The following is a 21,801-nucleotide window of genomic DNA, read 5'->3' as shown; positions in this document are numbered from 1 at the left end:
AGGAGATCAGAACGACAGGTCGCCCCAGACGCCGAATTCCTTGGTCTTGTCGTTCTTCTTGTCGCTGGCGTTGGCCAGGTGCGTGTACTTGTACACGGTCGACAGCTTGAGGTTCTTCATGACCGGGAACTCGACGCCGACGTTCCAGTACTTGTCGCTCAGGGTCGGGTCCAGGGTCTTGCTGACGTCGGTGTCATCGTAACGACCGAACACGTTGATGCCGCCGTCGGTCACGCGCACGCTGCCCCACACCGACCAGCCACTGGTCTTGTCGGTGGCAACGGTCAGCACGTTGTTGAGGTTCTTGGCCTGGAAGTACTCGCCGCCGACGCGGAAGTTGCTGTCGGCGTAGGCCACCATCGCGTTGGCGCGGGTGTAGGTGTTCTCGGCGCTCTGGATGTCGGTTTCCTTGCCCAGCTTGCCGCTGTAGCCGCCGACGGCGACCACGAAGTTCTCGTTCGGGGTGTAGGCCACGCGGCCTTCCACGTCCATGCCCTTGCTGCGGGTCGGGTTCTTGTAGCCGGCGCCGGACACGACCGAGACGGCGTAGTTGAAGTTGTTGCCCAGGTTGCCGAAGCCATGCAGGCCCCAGTCGGACGAGTTGCCGTACTTCAGGCGGTCGGTCAGGGTGTTCTCGACATAGCGCATGCCGTAGAACTTCTCGACGTACGGGATCCACGGCATGTCGGCGGCACCGACGCGCAGGTTGAAGGCCGGGTCGAAGCTGCCCTGCACGTAGGCCTTCTTGACGAACAGTTCGGTGTTGCCGATGGCCGAGCTGTACTGGAAGTCGGTGGTCAGGTTGGCCGACCAGATGTCGTTGAACTTGTGGTCGATGGTCAGGTAGAAGCGCTTGACGTCCAGGCCGGTGCCGCTGGCGGCGGTGTCCTTGCCGTTGCTGGTCTTGTCGATGTTGGTCAGGTCGAAGAACATGCGACCGCCAATCTTGTTGTCATTGACCAGCTTGGCCAGCTTGTCGACGCTGGTCTGGGTCTTCTGCGCACCTTCCAGGGCCTGCGCCTGGGTGATGTTCACTTCGGACTGCGCGTCGGACTGCGCCTGCAGCGCCTGCGAATCGTTCTGCAACTGCTGGACCTGGGCCTGCAGCGCAGCGATCTGTGCCTGCAGCTGCTGCAACTGTGCCTGGGACACGCCCGAGCTGGCGGGGGCTGCGAAGGCGTCGGCGGAAACCAGACCGAGGCTTGCAACGACCGCGGCGGCGAGCAAATGGGAACGCATTTTGGATTTCTCCAGAGGGTTGGAATGGCTTGGGCAGAACGCCACGCCGGCAGGCCGGTCAAGCGTTTTGCGAACGTTCCGTTAAAACCATGACAGCCGAATGACAGATTGAGCACCAACCCCAGATTTCTTCGTGCGGTCATGCGTACGACTCATTTGCGCGCACATGCTTATCGATCCGTTGCGCCCCATGGCGTGGTGTATCGGCACCGACACGCGGGCAAGCCGCCGGGTGACCCTGGTCCGCACCGCCCGGCTTCGCGCGGATGACGCGGAATCCCTGCGCAACGCCAGGCGCAGACCGCGCGAAGGGAGGCAGCCGTCATCTCACCGGCCACCTATGCAAGGTGACCGCAACCGGCGCCGGCGCACCTCCCTTGTGCCCGCACGACCGCCTCAGCCGCTGCGCGAAACCTTCACGGCCCGCGCTGCGCAAGCGCCAGCCAGCGCTGTAACGGATGCGTCATACAACGGTCCCCGCGCTGTCATCGAACCGTTATGGAATGTGCGCCGGGCGGGTAACCCCGCATTCCAATCAACCCAGGAGCCACCCCGTGATCCACGCCTTCAAGTCGCGCGTTGCCGTTGCCGTCTTCGCAGCGTCGTCCGTGTTCGCCGCCAACGCCGCTGAAATCACCGGCGCGGGCGCCTCGTTCATCTACCCGGTGATGTCGAAGTGGTCGGCCGACTACAACGCTGCCACCAGCAACAAGGTCAACTACCAGTCGATCGGTTCCGGCGGCGGCATTGCGCAGATCAAGGCCAAGACCGTTGATTTCGGCTCTTCCGATGCACCGCTGAAGCCGGAAGAACTGGCCGCCTCGGGCCTGGCCCAGTTCCCGTCGGTGATCGGCGGCGTGGTGCCGGTGGTCAACGTGGCCGGCATCGCCCCGGGCGCACTCAAGCTGGACGGCACCGTGCTGGCCAACATCTTCCTGGGCAAGATCAAGACCTGGAACGACCCGGCCATCGCCGCGCTGAACCCGGGCGTGACCCTGCCGAGCGCCAAGATCACCGTCGTGCACCGCTCGGATGGTTCGGGCACCACCTTCAACTTCGTCAACTACCTGTCCAAGGTCAGCCCGGAGTGGAAGAGCTCGGTCGGTGAAGGCACCTCGGTCCAGTGGCCGGCCGGCATCGGCGGCAAGGGCAACGAAGGCGTTGCTGCCTACGTGAAGCAGATCAAGGGCGGCATCGGCTACGTCGAACTGTCCTACGCACTGCAGAACAAGCTGTCGTACACGGCGATGAAGAACGCTGCCGGCAGGTTCGTGCAGCCGAGCGATGCATCGTTCGCCGCCGCTGCCGCCAGCGCCGACTGGGCCAGCGCCAAGGACTTCTACCTGGTGATGACCAACGCCCCGGGCGCCGAGTCCTGGCCGATCACCGCCACCAACTTCATCCTGGTGCACAAGAAGCCGAAGAACGCTGCCAACGGCAAGGCCACCCAGGAGTTCTTCCGCTGGGTCTACAAGAGCGGCGACGCCCAGGCCCGCCAGCTGGACTACGTGCCGCTGCCGGACAGCCTGGTCCGCCAGATCGAGACCTACTGGTCGCAGAACCTGAAGTAAGCACGTTCCCCCGCAGGAACGGGGCCGGCGGGTCCTCTCTCCCCCGCCGGCCCCAACCGGGCGCGAGATCCTCGAGATCTCGCGCTCTTCTTGTTTTCGGGGATGCATGTATCTGCCTCTGCAGCGCCGAGCCCACGCTCGGCTGGGTGCTGGAGCGTGCGGACCGACGGTCCGCACCTACCGAGGGCAGGGAGCCGTCGAACATGGCTTGACTCCACAAGGGCCAACCTGCCGCCATACCGGTGCGCAGATCCGGGGTCTCCGGGGCTCTGCCGGATGGGGGCCAACCCGGTGAAACCCTTGTCAGAACGTGATCCAGGACACCTCTGTCATGGTCGTAATACGGCTGTAACAAAAACATCATTTCATAGCCGCATCCGCCGACCACGTCGGCTCTTCCCCGCTATGGAGTGACCATGAAACTGCACTCGGCCGGCGTTGCCGCCCTTTCCCTGGCCATCGCCCTGGGCCTGTCGGCCTGCGGTGGCGACAAGCAGGCCGCGCAGCAGCCGGCGGCCGACGGTGCCGCTGCCCCGGCCGCTGCCGGTGCCAAGGTGACCGCCGAAGTGTCCGGCGCGGGCGCGTCCTTCATCTTCCCGCTGGTCTCCAAGTGGTCGGCCGACTACAACGCCACCACCGGGGCCAAGATCAACTACCAGTCGATCGGCTCCGGCGGCGGCATCGCCCAGATCAAGGCCGGCACCGTCGACTTCGGCTCCTCCGACAAGCCGCTGAGCAGCGAAGAGCTGGCACAGGCCGGCCTGGCCCAGTTCCCGTCGGCCATCGGCGGCGTGGTGCCGGTGGTCAACATCGAAGGCCTGGAAGCCGGCAAGCTGCGCCTGAGCGGCGCCCTGCTGGCCGACATCTTCCTGGGCAAGGTCAAGACCTGGAACGATCCGGCCATCGTCGCCGCCAACCCGGGCGTGAAGCTGCCGGACGGCAAGATCACCCTGGTCCACCGTTCGGACGGTTCCGGCACCACCTTCAACTTCTCCAACTACCTGTCCAAGGTCAGCCCGGAGTGGAAGAGCAAGGTCGGCGAAGGCACCTCGGTGCAGTGGCCGGACGGCGTCGGTGGCAAGGGCAATGAAGGCGTCGCTTCGTACGTGAAGCAGATCAAGGGCTCCATCGGCTACGTCGAGCTGGCCTACGCGCTGCAGAACGGCATGCCGTACACCGCCATGCAGAACGCCGCCGGCAACTGGGTCGAGCCCAGCGCGGAAACCTTCGCCGCGGCGGCCGCCAGCGCCGACTGGGCCAGCGCCAAGGACTTCAACCTGGTCATCACCAACGCCCCGGGCGAGCAGGCGTGGCCGATCACCGCCACCAACTTCATGCTGATGCAGAAGCAGCCGAAGGACGCCAAGCGCAACCAGGACACCCTGGCCTTCTTCAAGTGGGCCTTCGAGAACGGCCAAGCCCAGGCCAACGAGCTGCACTACGTGCCGCTGCCGGCCGAACTGGTCAAGCAGATCGAGGCCTACTGGGCGACCGACCTGAAGTGACGGACTCGACGGTGCCCGCCCCGCGCGGGCACCGCTTCCACGCCGTGCCGCCCCGCCCCTTCCTGGCCCTGCCGTCCCCATGAATGCCATCGCCCAGCCTGTAGCCGCCCCGTCCACGCGTGATGCGCGTGATGCCCGCAACGACAAACTGTTCCGATGGGTGCTGGTCGGCACCGTCATCTTCGTCCTGATCGCCCTGGCCTGCGCCGCGCTGTCGATGCTGTGGGGCGGCCGCCATGCCCTGCAGATGCAGGGCCTGAGCTTCTTCTTCTCCGCCGACTGGAATCCGGTCGAAAACAAATTCGGCGCGCTCGCCCCGATCTACGGCACCCTGGTCACCGCCGTCATCGCGATGGTCATCGCCGTGCCGGTCAGCTTCGGCATCGCCTTCTTCCTCACCGAAGTCGCACCACGCTGGCTGCGTGGCCCGGTCGGCACAGCCATCGAACTGCTGGCCGGCATTCCCTCGATCATCTACGGCATGTGGGGCCTGTTCGTGCTGGTGCCGGTGATGACCGAGTACGTCACGCCGTTCCTCAACGAGACCCTGGGCGAATGGCCGATCATCGGCCCGATGTTCCAGGGCCCGCCGCTGGGCATCGGCATGCTCACCGCCGGTTTCGTGCTGGCGATCATGGTCATTCCGTTCATCTCCTCGGTGATGCGCGAAGTGTTCCTGACCGTGCCGACCCGCCTGAAGGAATCGGCCTATGCGCTGGGCTCCACCAAGTGGGAAGTGAGCTGGGACATCGTGCTGCCCTACACCCGCTCGGCGGTGATCGGCGGCATCTTCCTCGGCCTCGGCCGCGCCCTCGGCGAGACGATGGCGGTGGCCTTCGTGATCGGCAACAGCGTGCGCCTGTCGCCGTCGCTGCTGGAACCGGGCACCACCATTGCTGCGCTGATCGCCAACGATTTCGGTGAAGCCACTGAAACCTACCGTTCGGCCCTGCTGCTGCTCGGCTTCGTCCTCTTCATCGTCACCTTCGTGGTGCTCGCCATCGCCCGCCTGATGCTGATGCGCCTGTCCCGCAAGGAGGGCAACTGATGTCCAGCACCGCTGACTCCCTGTACCTGCGCCGCCGCATCGGCAATGTCGTTGCGATCACCGCCTCCTGCGCCACCGCGCTGTTCGGTTTGTTCTTCCTGGGCTGGATCCTGTTCACCCTGGCCTCCAAGGGCCTGGCCGGCATCAACCTGGATCTGTTCACCAAGATGACGCCGCCGCCGATGCAGGAAGGCGGCCTCGCCAACGCGTTCTTCGGCAGCGCCGTGATGTGTGCGCTGGCCATCGGCATCGGCACCCCGCTGGGCGTATTGGCGGGCACCTGGCTGGCCGAGTACGGCAACGCCCGCAAGGCCGGCACCGTGGTCCGCTTCGTCAACGACATCCTGCTGTCGGCCCCGTCCATCGTGCTCGGCCTGTTCGTCTACACCCTGTACGTGATGCAGACCGGCGGCAACTTCTCGGCGTTCGCCGGTGCGCTGTCGCTGGCCTTCATCGTGCTGCCGGTGGTGGTACGCACCACCGACGAGATGCTGCGCCTGGTGCCCTCGCAGATGCGCGAAGCGGCCCTGTCGCTGGGCATCCCGCAGTGGAAGGTGATCGTGCAGGTGCTGTACCGCAGTGCCTCGGCCGGCATCATCACCGGCATCCTGCTGGCACTGGCCCGCATCTCCGGCGAGACCGCACCGCTGCTGTTCACCGCCTTCGGCAACCAGTACTGGAACAACAACATCTTCCAGCCGATGGCCTCGGTGCCGGTGGTGATGAACCAGTTCGCCGGCAGCCCGTATGAATCCTGGCAGGTGCTGGCCTGGGCCGGTGCCCTGGTGCTGACTGTCTTCGTATTGCTGGTCAGCCTTGCCGCCCGCGGCATCCTGCTGCGCAACCGTATCTCCCATGACTGACCTTTCCGTGGATAACGCCATGAACGACCTTTCCAACGCCGTGCCGATGCAGCGCATCGCCGTGCCGTCCTCGCACGAGAGCCTGCACACGCCGTCGCCGGTGAAGCTGGCTGCGCGTGGACTGGACTTCTACTACGACAAGTTCCACGCCCTGAAGGGCATCAACCTGGAAATCCCGGAAAAGCGCGTGACCGCGCTGATCGGTCCTTCCGGTTGCGGCAAGTCGACCCTGCTGCGCATCTTCAACCGCATCTACGCGCTGTACCCGAAGCTGGAAGCGCGCGGTGAAGTGCTGCTGGACGGCGAGAACATCCTGTCGCCGAAGTACCCGATGAACCGCCTGCGCAGCAAGGTCGGCATGGTGTTCCAGAAGCCGGTGCCGTTCCCGATGACCATCTTCGAGAACGTGGCCTACGGCATCCGCCACCACGAGAAGCTGAGCAAGGCCGACATGGCCGACCGCGTCGAGCAGGCGCTGCGCCAGGGCGCGCTGTGGGACGAAGTGAAGGACAAGCTGGGGCAGAGCGCACTGGGCCTGTCCGGCGGCCAGCAGCAGCGCCTGTGCATCGCCCGTGCCGTGGCCCTGCGCCCGTCGGTGCTGCTGCTGGACGAGCCGACCTCGGCGCTGGATCCGATCTCGACCAGCCGCATCGAGCAGCTGGTGGAAGAACTCAAGCACGAGTACACCATCGTGATCGTCACCCACAACATGCAGCAGGCCGCACGCGTGTCCGACTACACCGCCTTCATGTACCTGGGCGACCTGATCGAGCACGACCGCACCGAAGTGATCTTCTCGCAGCCGTCGCAGCGGCAGACCGAGGACTACATCACCGGCCGCTTCGGCTGAAACGTCAGTCGAGCACGGCTCGACCCTGCAGACACCATCAGTCGAGCGTGGCTCGACTCTACAGAGTGGAACAACCATGAACCTTCCCAACGACCACATCGTCAAGAGCTACGACGAAGAGCAGCAGCGCCTGGTGGCCGAGATCGTGCGCATGGGCGAGATGGCCGTCGCCCAGCTCGAAGCGTCGATGGACGTGATCGAGAAGCGCGACGAGAACGCTGCCCATCGCATCATCGCCAACGACGAGGCGATCGATGCGCTGGAACAGCAGATCAGCCACGACGTGATGCGCCTGGCGCTGCGTGGCCCGATGGCGCGCGACCTGCGCGAGATCCTTGCCGGCCTGCGCATTCCGGCCGACATCGAGCGCATCGGTGACTACGCTGCCAACGTCGCCAAGCGCTCGATCGCGCTGGGCAAGGTGCCGCCGCTGCCGCAGATCCAGGGCCTGCGTGCACTGGGCCGCCTGGCCGCGCAGCAGGTCCGGCGTGCCATTGCCGCCTACCGCGACAACGATGCTGATGCCGCGCTGGAACTGCGTGAGGACGACGCCCGCCTGGACGCGCAGTACACCGCGCTGTTCCGCGAGCTGCTGACCTACATGATGGAAGACCCGCGCAACATCACCCCGTGCACGCACCTGCTGTTCATGGCCAAGAACCTGGAGCGCGTGGGCGACCACGCCACCAACATCGCCGAGAACGTATGGTTCCTGGTGCATGGCGAGCAGCCGCTGCCACCGCGTGAAAAGCGCGACGAGACCTCCAGCACCGGCCAGCCCTGACGCTGCACTGCAACACCGGAGTCGACTCCAAGGTGGCCGCTGTCCTGGTGACAGCGGCCTTCTTTTTTGGGGTGTTTCATCCGCATTTTGGGCGCCACGCGTGCCCGGTGCGGACCTGCCGGATGCTTCTGTAACAGATCTCACGAAAATTTGAGTTCTTGGCGAGGATTCGTTGAGTAGGATCGCTGCACCATCGATTCACCCCGGGCACCTGCCCACCACCCAGGAGTAAGACCGATGAGCAGTTCCAACAAGACCCTGTCCCTGCTGACCGCTACCGCCCTGGCCGCCGGCCTGGGCATGACCGCCAGCGCCTCGGCGCTGAGCATGAGCGACCTCGCCCAGGGCTACCTGGTGGCCGGCCAGGCAGCCAAGGCCAGCACCGATGCCAAGGCCGCCGATACCAAGATGGCAGCCGACGCGACCAAGCACGCCGAAGGCAAGTGTGGTGCCGACGGCAAGACCGGCGAAGGCAAGTGCGGTGCCGACAAGGGCAAGGCTGCCGGCGCAGCGGGCGCCAAGGCCAAGACCGGCGACACGAAGTCGGCTGAAGGCAAGTGCGGCGAAGGCAAGTGCGGTGGCAAGCACTGACGTCCGCGCCAGCCTCGTCCACCCGCAGTCGCCGCTTCGCGCGGCGGCTGCAGGGTTGGGCCTGCGCCGGGCGCTGCTGCAGGATCTGCGTGACGCTCCGGCAGGCGACTTCGACTTCCTGGAATGCGCGCCGGAGAACTGGATCCATGTCGGCGGCCCGGCCGGTGATGCCCTGGCCGAACTGGCACACCGCCATCCGCTGAGCTGCCACGGCCTGTCGCTGTCGCTGGGCGGCAGTGCCGCCCTGGACATCCCGCTGCTGGAGCAGGTCGGCCGGTTCCTCGAAAAGCACCGCGTGCCGCTGTACAGCGAGCACCTGAGCTACTGCAGCGACGACGGCCACCTGTACGACCTGCTGCCGATCCCCTTCACCGACGAAGCCGTGCGCCATACCGCGCAGCGCATCCGCCGCGTGCAGGACCTGCTCGGCCGCCGCATCGCGGTGGAGAACGTGTCCTACTACCTGGCGCCGGAACCGGCGATGGACGAGCTGGCGTTCACCAATGCGGTGCTCGCCGAAGCCGACTGCGACCTGCTGCTGGACGTCAACAACGTCTACGTCAACGCCTGCAACCACGGCTACGATGCCGATGCCTTCATCGCCGGCCTGCCCGCGCAGCGCATCGTCTGCCTGCACGTGGCCGGGCACCTGGACGAGGCACCCGACCTGAAGATCGATACCCATGGCAGCGCGGTGATTGATCCGGTCTGGGAGTTGCTGGCGCGTACCTATGCTCGCATCGGCCCACGCCCCACCCTGCTCGAACGCGATTTCAATTTCCCGCCCTATGCGGAACTGCAGGGCGAACTGCAGACCATCCGCCGCCTGCAGGCCGCACACGCCGGGGCTGCACATGGCTGACGCTATCGACACCCTGCGCGCGCAGCAGCACGCGTTCACCGCGCACCTGCGCGATCCACAGGCGGTGCCGGCACCGGCCGGCCTGGATGCACGCCGGTTGGCGGTGTACCAGCACTTGCTGTTCAACAACCTGCTCGGGCTCCTGAGCAACGGTTTCCCGGTCTGCGTCCGCCTGCTCGGCGAACCGGCATGGAGCGCGCTGGTGCGCCACTACTTCGCCACCCATCGCTGCCAGACCCCCCTGTTCACCGAGCTGGCCGCCGAGTTCGTGCAGTGGCTGCAGGCACAGCCGCAGCTGCCGCACCCGGCGCTGGCCGAACTGGCCCACTACGAGTGGGTGGAAACCGCGCTGTACCAGTTGCAGGCCGAGCCACTTCCTGCGCCTGGCGATGTCGATCCGCTGCGGGTGCCGCTGCAGCGTTCGCCGCTGGCGTGGCCGCTGCTGTACCAGTGGCCGGTGCACCGTCTCGGTGCAGAGGATGCGCCGACCCAGCCCCTCCCAGAACCCACCGGCCTGCTGGTCCGCCGCGAAGCCGACGGTGAAGTGCGATTCGCCGCGCTCAGCCCCTTGGCGGTGCACCTGCTGTCCAGCATCGGTCAACAGCCTGGGCTGGAAGGCCGTACGTACCTGCAACGCCTCGCCACCACGCATGGGCTGGCCGAAGACGCGCTGGCCGGCCCCGGTGCCGCGCTGCTGCGGCAGTTCCTGCAGGCCGGCGTGATCGGCCCGCTCACCGCCCCGCCCTGACACCCCATTTGCGGAGATCCCCTGATGAACCTTCCGACCCTGGCCGCCGCGCGTGACCAGCTGGACCGTCTCGCCCCCTGGTTGGCCCCGCTCGGCCTGCGCCTGCTGCTGGCCTGGGAATTCTTCGAATCCGGCCGCGAGAAGCTGCGCGGCCAGAACTGGTTCGCCGACCTGCAGGACGCCTTTCCATTCCCGTTCGACCAGTTGCCGGCCACCCTGAACTGGCAACTGGCGACCTGGTTCGAACTGCTCGGGGCGGCCTGCCTGCTGTTCGGTTTCGGCACCCGTTTCGCCGCCGCGAGCCTGCTGGTGCTGACCGTGGTGGCCACCTATGCGGTGCATTGGCCGATGGAGTGGAACTCGCTGGCCGACCTGGCCATGGGCTATGCGATCAGCGACCAGGGCTTCGGCAACTTCAAGCTGCCGGTGCTGTTCATGGCCATGCTGCTGCCGCTGATCTTCACCGGCGCCGGCAAGCTGAGCGTGGACGCCTGGTTGGCGCGGTGGTCTCCCTCGGCCACACCTGCGCGGCCAGCGGTTCGGTAGATGCCGACCTTGGTCGGCGCGTCATGTGCCAACCAAGGTTGGCACCTACCGGGTTCTGCGTTCGTGCCACCACGGTGGCTGGCATGGGCTGCGTGGCCGGGCGCTCAGGGCCGCTCTGATAGAATTCACGCATGACTGACCCCATCCCCGCACCTGCCGCCGTTCCCGATTCCGCACTTCCCCAGGCGCAGCGCGCGATGTCACAACGCTTCCGCGGCTTCCTGCCGGTGGTGGTGGATGTGGAAACCGGCGGCTTCGACAGCCAGCGCAACGCGCTGCTGGAAATCGCTGCGGTGCCGATCGAGATGGACGAGAACGGCCTGCTCTACCCCGGCCAGACCGCCAGTGCCCACGTGGTCCCGGCCGAGGGCCTGGAGATCGACCCGAAGTCGCTGGAAGTGACCGGCATCATCCTCGACCATCCGTTCCGGCTGGCCAAGGAAGAAAAAGCGGCGTTGGACCACATCTTCACTCCGGTGCGTGCGGCGATGAAGAAGTACGGCTGCCAGCGCGCGATCCTGGTTGGCCACAATGCCCATTTCGACCTCGGCTTCGTCAACGCGGCCGTGGCGCGGACCGGCCACAAGCGCAACCCGTTCCATCCGTTCAGCGTGTTCGACACGGTCACCCTGGCCGGTATCGCCTACGGCCAGACCGTGCTGGCGCGTGCGGCCACTGCCGCCGGGCTGGGTTGGGATGCGAATGAAGCGCACAGCGCGGTATATGACACCGAGCAGACCGCGCGGCTGTTCTGCACCATCGCCAACGCCTGGCCGCGGTAAGACAGCGCTTTCTGTAGAGCCGAGCCATGCTCGGCTGCACCTTTTTCCGCGCTGTCGCGCGGTAGTCGAGCACGGCTCGACTCTACAGGCCGACGTCGTTCCATCGATGCATGGTGGCGAATCATCGCCGCACAGTAGATCCACGCCATGCGTGGATGCGATCAACCAATGCTCGTGCGATCGCGGCCGTCGCTCTTGGCGCGGTACAGCGCGCGGTCTGCGCGCTGGTACAGCAGCGCCGGGGTGCGGTCGTCGGCATCCAGCTCCACCAGCCCCGCACTGAAGGTCACGCGCAGGCCTTCCACACCGGCCCAGTCGGGGTGGTCATGGAACAGGCCGCGCAGGCGCGCGCACAGCTGCGCGGCTTCCTCCAGGCGGGTGTCGTTGAGCAGCAGCGCGAACTCTTCGCCGCCGGTGCGCGCCGGCAGGTCGGAGTCGCGGCTGGCGGCTGCGATCAGCGTCGCCACCTGCACCAGCACGGCATCGCCGATGCTGTGGCTGTGGCGGTCGTTGACGTCCTTGAAATGGTCGATGTCCAGCACCACCAGGCACAGTGGATGACCACTGCGCTGCGAACGGGCGAAGTCACGCGCCAGCGTCTCGTCGAAGCCGCGGCGGTTGGCCAGCCCGGTCAGCGCATCCTCACGGGCCTGGCGCTCGAAGGCTTCGGCCTGGCGCGCCAGGCGTTCGGCCAGCTCGGTCTTTTCCTGGTTCAGCGCCTGCAGGTGCACGGTCTTGGCCTGCAGGTCGAAGGTCGCGTCGTCCACCCGCCGCGCCAGGCGCAGGTTGCTGGCCTTCAGCTGCTGCAGCAGCAGGCGGTACAGTGCCACCAGGCCGGCCAGCAGCAACAGCCCGCCCAGCGCCTGCACGCTGCGCCGCTGCCACCAGAACGGCTCGACGCTGAAGCTCCACACCGCCTCCTGTTGGCCCCAGCTGCCGCCCGGATGCGCCGCAGCCACATGCAGGGTGTAGTCGCCCGGCGGCAGGCCAACGAACTCGACGCTGCGCTGCGGGCCACGCTCGACCCAGCCGGCATCGAGGCCATCCAGCCGCGTGCGGTAGCGGATCCGGTCGGACATCAGGTAGCTCAGGCCGACATAGCTCACCGCCAACCGGCGGCCACCGGGAATGTAATTGCGATCCGGTCCCTCCCAGTGCACCGGCGCACCATCCACCTGCACGCTCTCGATCGCCGCCGGCGGCGATGGCCGCTCGCGGAAACGCTGCAGGCGTTGCGGGTCGACCGTGCTCAGGCCACCGGCGGTGACCACCCAGAACGTGCCATCCTGGCGCAGGATCGCCGATGGACTGGAGCTGCCATTGGCCTGTGCATTGGCCATGCCGTCGATCTCGTTGTAGCGCTCCAGCACCACCCGCGGCGTGCGGCCATCGGCCACCGCATTGAGGGTAGCCATGTCGGTGCGCAGCACACCACGGTTGCTGCTGATCCAGACATTGCCGAGGCGGTCCGGCACCAGCTGGAACACCGCGTCCACCGGCATGCCCTGCTCCAGGCCGACCCGCGCCAGCGCACCGTTGCGCCAGCGGTACAGGCCACGATCACTGCTGATCCACATCGCATCGCCCAGCTGGTGGAAGCCGAACACGCTGCGGCCGCCCCCCAGCGGGGCCAGGTCGATCGACTGCACGTGGTCGCCACGCAGCACGCGGATGCCTTCGATGGTGCCGATCCACAGGTTGCCCTGGTGATCATGCTCGAGCGCGGTGATCAGGCCGCCGGGCATGCCCGGCACGTTCGAGACCTGCACCCGGTCGCCGTCGATGCGCACCACGCCCTTCTGCGTGCCGGCCCAGACCACGCCCTGCGGGTCAACGGTGATCGCACGGATGTTGCCGCCCGGCATGCCGTCAGCCGCCGCATAGTTGTGGCGCAGGCCCCCATCGCGACCCAGCCGGTAAACGCCGTCGCCGAAGGTTCCCACCCACAGGTCACCGTCCGGCCCCTGTGCCAGGCTCAGTACCGAGGGCGCCTTGCCGCCGCGGTTGTGCAGCGGCACCGCGCGGAAACGACCGTCGCGGGTCTGGAGGTCAAGGCCGCTGGCGCTGCCGACCCACAGCTGGCGGTCGCGATCCTCGAACACCGTGCGCACGTAGTCGCCACTGAGCCCATCGCGCTCGGTGAAGCTGCTGAACAGTGTTTCGCGCAGGCGGTACAGGCCCCCATTGGCTCCCACCCAGATGCTGCCTTCGGCATCCTCGCGCAGGCTGACCACGCGTCCGCCCGGCAGGTTCAGGCCGGCCGGCAGCCGCTCCAGGCCATGGGCGGAAATGCGCAGCAGGCCCTGGTTCTCGGTACCCAGCCACAGATCGCCATGCCGGTCCTGCAGCATCGAGGTCATGTGCAGCTGGCCCGGCAGGCGGTGCACCAGCACCAGCTGGTCGTCCTCCACCCGGTACAGGCGCTCGCCGGCGACGATCCACAGCGCGCCATCCGGTGCCCGGTACGGCCACGACAGGCCGCTGCCGGCGCCCAGCCCCCACGCGGCGGGCGCGCGCTTGAGCACGCCGTCGTTGTCGCGCAGCACCAGCCCGTCGAGCGTGCCGACCCATACCCGGTCCTGTGCATCGACCACCAGCTTGGTGAAGCTCATCGCCATCGGCAGGTCCGCCGCCGGTGCCTGGTAGACGATGCCGGCATCCGGCGTCAGGTAGCCGATGCCCTTGCCTTCGTACAGCAGCCAGAGCCGGCCCTGGCTGTCCATCTGCATGGACTGGATCAGCACCTGCGGTGTACCGGCCTGGTGCTCCCAGACCCGCCATTGGCCGTCGCTGCCGCGGTGGCTGACGTTGCCGCGCGAATCGCTGATCCACAGCCCGCCCTGGCGGTCGACGAACAGTGCGCCGATGCCGTTGTCGCGCAGGCCCGGGCGCGTACTGCGGTCGAACACGGTGAAGTCCAGGCCGTTGTAGCGCACCAGCCCTTCCCAGGTGGCGAACCACAGGTGGCCCTCCGGCGTCTGTGCGATGTCGCGCAGCGAGTTGTGCGGCAGGCCGTTGCGCGAGGTCCATACATCGATGGCGTAGTCGCGCAGCGGGGGCGCGCCCTCCTGTGCCGCCAGCGGCAGCGCGAGGGCCAGCAGCAACCACAGCAGGCCCTGCCGCAGTGCCCGCCTGAATCCTGATGCGCGGCGCTCCACCCAGCGCCCCTCGTCCCCCTGCCCGCCCATCACCGCAGCAGCGGCGGCCAGGTGCGGCTGCAGGGCGCGGCAGCGTGCGGGAACAGCCGGGCAGCGCGCACTGGCATGCCGGCGGGAACGGGCTGGCTCATCGAGGGGAGACTGGGGAGATGGGCAGATGATAGGCCAAACCCCGGCCCCGGCGTCACCGTCCGCGGCCCGCCGGCTCAGCCGGCGCGGCCGGGCGCCACCACCTGGGCACTGGCCGGCCACTGCACCACCGCCTCCAGGCCACCTTCGGCCCGGTTGCGCAGCCACAGCCGCGCGCCGTCCTTCTCGGCCAGGGCGCGGGCGATGGTCAGGCCCAGGCCGGCCCCGCCGGTCTGGCGCGAACGCGAGGTTTCCACCCGCACGAACGGATCGAACACCGCCTCCAGCTGCTCTTCGGCCAGGCCGGGGCCGTCATCGGCCACCACTACGGTGATCGCACCGCCGCTGCGCTCGACCCGTACCCGCGCCCGTTGCGCGTACATCACCGCGTTGTCCACCAGGTTGGAGAACAGGCGGTGCATGGCCAGCGGACGCAGCATCAGCACCGAACCACTGCCCCCCTCGAAGACCACGTCGGCGCCGCCTTCGGCGGTGTCCTCGACGATGCTCTCCAGCAGTGAATCCAGGTCGAGTGCGGCGCGCTGTTCGGCACTCTCGGCACTGCGGGCCAGTTCCAGGCCCTCGCGCACCAGCGCCTGCATCGCCGCCAGGTCACCGATCAGGCGCTCGCGCAGGGCTTCGTCGCTGACATTCTCCAGGCGCAGGCGCAACCGGGTCAGCGGCGTCTGCAGGTCATGGGTGATCGCCGCCAGCATCTGCGTGCGTTCGGCCAGGTGCCGCTGCAGGCGGTGCTGCATGGCGTTGAAGGCTTCGGCGGCGCGCTGCACTTCACGCGGCCCGCGCAATGGCAACGGGTCGCGCTGCAGATCGTCGCCGAGATCCTCGGCAGCGGCGGCCAGTTCCTGCAGTGGCGCACTGGCCATGCGCGCAACGATATAGGCCAGCACGGCAATCGCCAGCACCAGCAGGGTCAGGAACCACGGGTCCACGGCGAGGATGCCGTTGTGCGCCACCGCCGGCGAGTCCAGCGCCAGTTTCAGCAGCGTGCCGTCGTTGAGGGTCACGTCCACCGCGCGGCACTTGGGCGGGATGAACGCCGGGTCGCGTTCGCGCGGCGGCCGCCGGTGACCCGGCGGTGGCGGCGGCAGCAGGTCCTGCAGCTTGGGAATGCAGGAGCGGAACGAAGCGAAGTGCACATGCGCGCGCGACACCGGTCCGGGGCGGTCTTCCAGCACTTCCATCAGCGCCGTGTCGGCACGCCCGAGGCGGGCTCCGGGCTGCAGCGCGCGCACGCTCGGCCCGCCGATCGCCAGCAGGCGCTCGCGCAGCTCCGGATTGCCGTCCAGCAGGTTGACGTAGCCCTGCAGGCGGTCGGCGATGCGGTTCAGGTTCTGCCGCTCGAACTCCTGCTGGCGCTTGGAAGTGGCCAGCATGGTCGCGCCGATCGCAGCCACCGCCATGCCCAGCAGCAGGATCACGAACAACCGCCCGACCATCGAGGACAGGAAATGGCGCAGGCGCTTCATCGCGGCTTATTCCAGGTTGACCGCGGAGGCCAGCACGTAGCCCTCGTTGCGCACGGTCTTGATCAGTCCGTCCGGGCCACCGTCGTCGCCCAGCTTGTTGCGCAGGCGGCTGACCTGCAGGTCGATCGCGCGGTCCTGTGCCTCGTAGTTGCGGCCACTGCTGAGCGCGACCAGCTGCTCGCGCGACAGCACCTTGTTGGCGTGCGCGATGAACACCCGCAGCAGGCGGAACTCGGCGCCGGACAGCACCACCACGCGGTCATCCGGATCGACCAGGTGGCGATGCTCCAGGTCGAACACCCAGCGCGAGAAGCGCGCACGGCGCACCGCCAGCGGCTCCAGGTTGGCCGGCAGCGCCTCGGTCCGGCGCAGCACGTTGCGGATGCGTGCCAGCAGCTCGCGCGGTTCGAACGGCTTGGCCAGGTAGTCATCGGCGCCCATTTCCAGGCCCAGCACGCGATCGATCGGCTCGGCGCGTGCGGTCAGCATGATCACCGGCGTGTTCGAACGCGCACGCAGGTCACGGCACAGGGTCAGGCCATCCTCGCGCGGCAGGTTGAGGTCGAGCACGATCAGGTCCACGTGCTCGCGGTCCAGCAGCTGGCGCATGGCGGTGCCATCGGCCGCCGTGCTCACCAGGTAACCGGCGCGGCCGAGCTGCTCGGCCAGCAGCGTGCGGATGTCGTTGTCGTCGTCGACGATCAGCAGTCGATGCATCGGGTTTTCAGTCTCCATGTCGCGATCATCCCGTGTCGGCAGCTGAACCGCATCCGGGGCAATGCGTACCAGTGTATCCACCCACGGGCGGGATACCTGTGGTTACGCGTATTCACCGACAGTGTTACATACAGACATACCCCGAGGATTGAGCCGTCCATCGCCCGGTCTTCACAATGCCCGCCAACGCCGCACGCGCGGCCCCGAGAGTGAAGCCACGACGTGACGTTCCGCCTGCTGCCCGCGACCCGCCGGAGTCGCCTGATACTGATCGCCCTGCTTGCCCTGATCGTCGCCGCGACCGCCTGGTGGCTGCTGCGCAAGCCCGCCGCGCCGGCGGTGGCCACCTCGCCGGTCAGCCGCGGTGACATCGAGCAGACGGTGGACGCCACCGGCGTGATCGATGCCTACAAGCTGGTCAGCGTCGGTGCGCAGGCCTCGGGCCAGATCAAGTCGCTGAAGGTGCAGCTGGGCGACACCGTGAAGGAAGGCGACCTGATTGCCGAGATCGACGCCACCACCCAGCAGAACCAGGTGCTCAACGCGCAGGCCTCGCTGGACCAGGTCACCGCCCAGCGCGCCGTCCAGCAGGCCACCCTGCGCCAGGCCGAACTGGAATTCGCGCGCCAGCAGCAGATGCTGGCTGCCGAGGCCACCTCGCGCCAGGAATACGATGCCGCCGAGGCGCAGCTGAAGACCGCCCGTGCCCAGCTGCAGTCCTACGAGGCGCAGATCAAGGGCCGCGAAACCGAGCTGGGCACCGCCCGCGCCAACCTGGCCTACACCCGCATTACCGCGCCGATGGACGGCACCGTGGTGGCGGTGGTGGCCGAGGAAGGCCGCACGGTGAACGCCAACCAGACCGCGCCGACCATCGTCATGCTGGCGCGGCTGGACGTGGTCACCGTCAATGCGGAGATCTCCGAGGCCGACGTGGTCAAGATCAAGGCCGGCATGCCGGTGTACTTCACCACGCTCGGCGACCCGGACCGCAAGTACCACGCCACGCTGCGCCAGATCAATCCGGCGCCAGCCTCGATCGCCAACGAGAATTCATCCAGCTCCAGCAGCTCCTCCAGTTCCAGTTCCAGCAGCGCGGTCTACTACAACGCGCTGTTCGACGTGGAGAACCCGGATGGCACGCTGCGCATCGACATGACCGCGCAGGTCTCGGTGCTGCTCAAGCAGGCCAAGGGCGTGCTGATGGTGCCGGCAGTGGCGCTGGGGCCGAAGCGCCGTGGCGACGAGCGCATGGTGCGGGTGCTGGACGACAAGGGCCAGCCGCAGCCGCGCAAGGTCACGGTGGGCATCAACAATGGCGCCTCGGCCGAGATCCTGTCCGGGCTGAAGGAAGGCGAGCGCGTGGTGGTTGGCGAAGCGGGTGCGGCCGGTGCCAGCGCCGGCGGCGGCAACCGCGGCGGCATGCAGATGCGGGTTGGCGGCCCGGGCATGGGGCGCCGATGAGCACGACGGCGCCGCTGCTGCGCCTGCGCGACCTGCGACGTGAATTCCCGGCCGGCGATGATGTGATCGCCGTGCTGCGCGACGTCAATCTCGACATCCACGCCGGTGAGATGGTGGCCATCGTCGGCCAGTCCGGCTCGGGCAAGTCGACGCTGATGAACATCCTCGGCTGCCTCGATCGTCCCACCCGTGGCAGCTACCAGGTGGCCAGCCGCGAAACCGGGAAGATGCAACCGGACGAACTGGCCGAACTGCGCCGCGAGCATTTCGGTTTCATCTTCCAGCGCTACCACCTGCTCGGCGACCTGGATGCGCGCGGCAACGTGGAAGTGCCGGCGGTGTACGCCGGCAGCCCCGGCCCGGTGCGCAACGCGCGTGCCGAGCAACTGCTGCAGCGGCTGGGCCTGAGCGACCGCATGCATCACAAGCCGGGCCAGCTGTCCGGTGGCCAGCAGCAGCGCGTGTCGATCGCACGCGCCCTGATGAACGGCGGCGAGGTGATCCTGGCCGACGAACCGACCGGCGCGCTGGACACGAAATCCGGCGAGGAAGTGATGGCGATCCTCGGCGAACTGCATGCCGAAGGCCACACCATCATCATCGTCACCCACGACATGAGCGTGGCCGAGCACGCGCAGCGCATCATCGAAATCCGCGATGGCGAGATCATCGCCGACCGCGCCAACCCGAATGCGCCGACCTACCGTGCGCAGCGCGAGGCCAGTACCGGCGTCGCCCGCGGCAACAGCTGGCGGGCCGCGCGCGACCGCTTCACCGAAGCGTTCCGCATGGCGCTGCTGGCGATGAACGCACATCGGCTGCGAACCTTCCTGACCATGCTCGGCATCATCATCGGCATCGCCTCGGTGGTCTCGGTGGTGGCGCTGGGCAATGGCTCCCAGCAGCAGATCCTGCAGAACATCAGCGCGCTCGGCACCAATACCATCGACGTCTATCCCGGCCGCGGTTTCGGCGACATGCGCTCGGCGCGCGTACAGACGCTCAAGGCCAGCGATGCCGATGCACTGGCAAGGCAGAGCTACGTAGACAGCGCCACCCCCAGCGTATCGACTTCGGTCACCGCGCGTTACCGCAACCAGTCGTCCACCGCCCAGGTCAGCGGCGTTGGCGAGCAGTTCTTCCGGGTCAAGGGCGTGACCCTGCTCAGCGGCAGCTTCTTCGATGCCGATGCGGTCAAGGGCCTGGGCCAGGTGGCGGTGATCGACGAGAACACCCAGTCCCAGTTCTTTCCCGATGTCGACCCGGTCGGCCAGGTGATCCTGCTCGGCAACGTGCCGGCGCGCGTGGTCGGCGTGGCCAAGCGGCAGAGTTTCGGCTTCGGCGGCAGCACCAGCCTCAGCGTGTGGGTGCCGTACACCACGGTGATGTCGCGCATGCTCGGCCAGAGCCACGTGTCCAGCATCACCGTGCGCGTGGACGATGACACGCCGATGGACGCCGCGCAGGAAGCGATCACCCGCCTGCTGACCCTGCGCCATGGCACCGAGGATTTCTTCCTCAGCAACAGCGCCGAGATCCGCGAGACCATCGAGCAGACCACGCGCACGATGACCCTGCTGATCGGTGCCATCGCCGCCATCGCGTTGCTGGTCGGTGGCATCGGCGTGATGAACATCATGCTGGTATCGGTGACCGAGCGCACCCGCGAGATCGGGGTGCGCATGGCCGTCGGTGCACGGCAGAGTGATATCCGCCAGCAGTTCCTGATCGAAGCGGTGCTGGTCTGCCTGCTCGGCGGCGTGCTCGGTATCGGCCTGGCCCTGCTGCTGGGCTCGATGATCGGCCGCTTCGCCAGCGACTTCCAGGTGCTGTTCTCCACCGCCTCGATCGTCGCCGCGTTTGCCTGCTCGACCCTGATCGGCGTTGCGTTCGGCTTCCTGCCAGCGCGCAACGCCGCGCAGCTCGACCCGGTGGAGGCCCTGGCCCGCGAATGAAGATGATGACCCGACTGCCCTTCCCCGCTCCCCGGCACCTGCTGCTGGCCGGTGCCGTTCTACTCGCCCTGTCCGGCTGCGCGTCGGTCGGCCGCTACCCGGTGCACGACCCGGCCGTGGCGGCGCAGTATGGACGTGGCGATGCCACCCTCAACGCGCCAGCCGATGACCCGCGCAGCAGCCTGGATACACCGGGCCGCGACATCCGCCAGGACACCTGGTGGACCGGCTTCGGCGATGAACGCCTGGACCGCCTGGTGGCGCAGGCGCTGGCCGCCAACAGCGATCTGGCCGCCGCCGGCCTGGCCGTGCAGCGTTCGCGCCTGCAGGCCGGCCTGGCCAGCAACGCACTGTGGCCGCAGCCCTCGTCATCCGGCGTGAGCGGCAGCGCCAGCCGCGCCACCGACCAGTCTGATGATTGGCGCCGCAGCTATTCCACCGGCGTCTCGCTGGGTTGGGAAGTGGACCTGTGGGGCCGCCTGCGCACCCAGCGCGACATCGCCCGCTGGGAAGCCGAGGCCAGCGAGGAAGACCGGCAGAACACCGCGCTGCTGGTGATCAGCGACACCATCACCCAGTACTGGAACCTGGCCTACCTCAACCAGTCGATCGCCACCGGCCAGGCCAACCTGGAGCGCCTGGAACGCACCCGCGAACTGGTGCAGGCCCGCTTCGACGCCGGTGCGGTATCGCGCCTGGAAGTGCGCCAGGCACTGCAGAACCTGCAGTCGCAGCGGTCCTCGCAGAGCGCGCTGGAACAGCAGCGGGTGGAGGTGCGCAACGCGCTGACCGTGCTGCTGGACGGCACGCCCTGGCCCCAGCAGGACGAACCACAGGACCTGCTGGGCGCACGCAGCCCAGCCATCAGCGAAGGCCTGCCGACCGATCTGCTCGGCCGCCGCCCCGATCTGCGCGCGGCCGAACTTCGCCTGCGCAACAGCCTGAAGACCATCAAGGTCACCGCCACCCAGTACTACCCTGCGCTGAGCCTGACCGGCAGCCTCGGTTCAAGCGCGACCTCGCTGGGCGATGTACTGCGCAACCCGGTGGCCACGCTGGGCGCCGGCCTGTCGCTGCCGTTCCTCAACCTGCAGCGTGCGCAGCTGGATACCGATATCGCCGGCACCGCCTACCAGATCGCCGCCAGCAACTTCCGCAAGACGCTGTATACCGCGCTCTCGGAAGTGGACAACGCACTGTCGGCGCGCGAGCAGCTGGCGCGCCAGGTGGCGGCCTCGCAGGCTTCATACGACGAAGCGGTGGAAGTGGAACGCGCGCAGGAAGTGCGTTACCGCGTGGGTGCCACCGATCTGCGCACCTGGCTGGAAGCGCAGCAGACCCGGCGTGATGCCGAACTGTCGCTGGCACGTGCGCGCCAGGGCCAGCTCAACAACGACGTGACGCTGTTCAAGGCGTTGGGCGGCAGCGCGGGGTGAGGCGGGACATGAAACGGGGTCAGATCCCTTTTCCCATTGGAAAAGGGATCTGACCCCGATCACATC

At 67.6% G+C, this 21,801-nt stretch carries 18 protein-coding genes; 14 read left to right on the top strand and 4 right to left on the bottom strand.

Features of this window, described 5'->3' with window-relative positions; translation table 11 throughout:
- Nucleotides 1-6 precede the first annotated feature (6 nt).
- Entirely contained in the window at nt 7-1,239 is a 1,233-nt protein-coding gene (locus ACT6SE_RS06195) for a porin (protein ID WP_046429761.1), read from the bottom strand.
- A gap of 554 nt (nt 1,240-1,793) precedes the next feature.
- Between ACT6SE_RS06195 and pstS (ACT6SE_RS06190) the strand changes: the two genes are divergently transcribed.
- The 11 genes from pstS (ACT6SE_RS06190) to rnt all read left to right on the top strand — a co-directional run bounded on the left by pstS (ACT6SE_RS06190) (nt 1,794) and on the right by rnt (nt 11,389).
- Nucleotides 1,794-2,810 carry a phosphate ABC transporter substrate-binding protein PstS gene (gene pstS, locus ACT6SE_RS06190; RefSeq protein ID WP_014646540.1) on the top strand — a complete coding sequence of 339 codons (1,017 nt, stop codon included), beginning with the start codon at nt 1,794-1,796 and terminating at the stop codon, nt 2,808-2,810.
- Nucleotides 2,811-3,226: 416 nt separating this feature from the next.
- Entirely contained in the window at nt 3,227-4,315 is a 1,089-nt protein-coding gene (gene pstS / locus ACT6SE_RS06185) for a phosphate ABC transporter substrate-binding protein PstS (RefSeq protein ID WP_046429759.1), read from the top strand.
- A gap of 79 nt (nt 4,316-4,394) precedes the next feature.
- Nucleotides 4,395-5,363 (top strand): phosphate ABC transporter permease subunit PstC, encoded by a 969-nt coding sequence (pstC, locus tag ACT6SE_RS06180; protein WP_005412771.1) that lies wholly within the window; start codon nt 4,395-4,397, stop codon nt 5,361-5,363.
- Nucleotides 5,363-6,226 (top strand): phosphate ABC transporter permease PstA, encoded by an 864-nt coding sequence (gene pstA / locus ACT6SE_RS06175; RefSeq protein WP_014646538.1) that lies wholly within the window; start codon nt 5,363-5,365, stop codon nt 6,224-6,226. Before pstC ends, pstA begins: the two co-directional genes overlap by 1 nt.
- A 19-nt stretch (nt 6,227-6,245) precedes the next feature.
- Nucleotides 6,246-7,076, top strand: a complete 831-nt coding sequence (gene pstB, locus ACT6SE_RS06170) for a phosphate ABC transporter ATP-binding protein PstB (protein ID WP_005408788.1) — start codon at nt 6,246-6,248, stop codon at nt 7,074-7,076.
- 76 nt (nt 7,077-7,152) lie between these two features.
- On the top strand, nt 7,153-7,860 hold the full coding sequence (phoU, locus tag ACT6SE_RS06165; protein ID WP_005408787.1) for a phosphate signaling complex protein PhoU: 708 nt from the start codon (nt 7,153-7,155) through the stop codon (nt 7,858-7,860).
- 237 nt (nt 7,861-8,097) lie between these two features.
- Nucleotides 8,098-8,451, top strand: a complete 354-nt coding sequence (locus ACT6SE_RS06160) for an HvfA family oxazolone/thioamide-modified RiPP metallophore (RefSeq protein WP_014646537.1) — start codon at nt 8,098-8,100, stop codon at nt 8,449-8,451.
- The gene (locus ACT6SE_RS06155; protein ID WP_046429752.1) at nt 8,438-9,313 is read left to right on the top strand and encodes an HvfB family MNIO-type RiPP peptide maturase; all 876 of its coding nucleotides are present in this window, start codon (nt 8,438-8,440) and stop codon (nt 9,311-9,313) included. Before ACT6SE_RS06160 ends, ACT6SE_RS06155 begins: the two co-directional genes overlap by 14 nt.
- Entirely contained in the window at nt 9,306-10,061 is a 756-nt protein-coding gene (locus ACT6SE_RS06150; RefSeq protein WP_046429749.1) for an HvfC family RiPP maturation protein, read from the top strand. The genes ACT6SE_RS06155 and ACT6SE_RS06150 overlap by 8 nt, the downstream gene beginning before the upstream one ends.
- Before the next feature lie 24 nt (nt 10,062-10,085).
- On the top strand, nt 10,086-10,607 hold the full coding sequence (locus ACT6SE_RS06145) for an HvfX family Cu-binding RiPP maturation protein (RefSeq protein ID WP_032956524.1): 522 nt from the start codon (nt 10,086-10,088) through the stop codon (nt 10,605-10,607).
- Between the two features lie 131 nt (nt 10,608-10,738).
- Nucleotides 10,739-11,389 (top strand): ribonuclease T, encoded by a 651-nt coding sequence (rnt, locus tag ACT6SE_RS06140; RefSeq protein WP_032956522.1) that lies wholly within the window; start codon nt 10,739-10,741, stop codon nt 11,387-11,389.
- A 161-nt stretch (nt 11,390-11,550) separates the two neighbouring features.
- On the opposite strand, the gene ACT6SE_RS06135 is transcribed toward rnt, so the two are convergent.
- The 3 genes from ACT6SE_RS06135 to ACT6SE_RS06125 all read right to left on the bottom strand — a co-directional run bounded on the left by ACT6SE_RS06135 (nt 11,551) and on the right by ACT6SE_RS06125 (nt 16,898).
- Nucleotides 11,551-14,577: a ligand-binding sensor domain-containing diguanylate cyclase gene (locus ACT6SE_RS06135; protein WP_041864114.1), complete on the bottom strand. Its 3,027-nt coding sequence runs from the start codon at nt 14,575-14,577 to the stop codon at nt 11,551-11,553.
- 176 nt (nt 14,578-14,753) lie between these two features.
- Nucleotides 14,754-16,163 (bottom strand): ATP-binding protein, encoded by a 1,410-nt coding sequence (locus tag ACT6SE_RS06130; protein ID WP_032956880.1) that lies wholly within the window; start codon nt 16,161-16,163, stop codon nt 14,754-14,756.
- Nucleotides 16,164-16,169: 6 nt separating this feature from the next.
- Nucleotides 16,170-16,898, bottom strand: a complete 729-nt coding sequence (locus tag ACT6SE_RS06125; protein WP_041863210.1) for a response regulator — start codon at nt 16,896-16,898, stop codon at nt 16,170-16,172.
- Nucleotides 16,899-17,102: 204 nt separating this feature from the next.
- On the opposite strand from ACT6SE_RS06125, the gene ACT6SE_RS06120 reads away from it, so the two are divergent.
- Genes ACT6SE_RS06120 through ACT6SE_RS06110 form a run of 3 tightly spaced genes read left to right on the top strand, consistent with a single transcriptional unit; the run spans nt 17,103 to nt 21,735 of the window.
- Entirely contained in the window at nt 17,103-18,344 is a 1,242-nt protein-coding gene (locus tag ACT6SE_RS06120) for an efflux RND transporter periplasmic adaptor subunit (protein WP_014646531.1), read from the top strand.
- The gene (locus ACT6SE_RS06115; protein ID WP_014646530.1) at nt 18,341-20,299 is read left to right on the top strand and encodes a MacB family efflux pump subunit; all 1,959 of its coding nucleotides are present in this window, start codon (nt 18,341-18,343) and stop codon (nt 20,297-20,299) included. The genes ACT6SE_RS06120 and ACT6SE_RS06115 overlap by 4 nt, the downstream gene beginning before the upstream one ends.
- Nucleotides 20,296-21,735, top strand: coding sequence for a TolC family protein (locus ACT6SE_RS06110; protein WP_046429746.1), 1,440 nt, complete (start codon nt 20,296-20,298; stop codon nt 21,733-21,735). Before ACT6SE_RS06115 ends, ACT6SE_RS06110 begins: the two co-directional genes overlap by 4 nt.
- Nucleotides 21,736-21,801 lie beyond the last annotated feature (66 nt).

The organism is Stenotrophomonas sp. LC732, assembly GCF_052446685.1.
GTDB classification, from domain to species: domain Bacteria; phylum Pseudomonadota; class Gammaproteobacteria; order Xanthomonadales; family Xanthomonadaceae; genus Stenotrophomonas; species Stenotrophomonas muris.
Note: the sequence above shows the minus strand (reverse complement) of the source record. Positions and strands in the feature narration are given on the sequence as shown.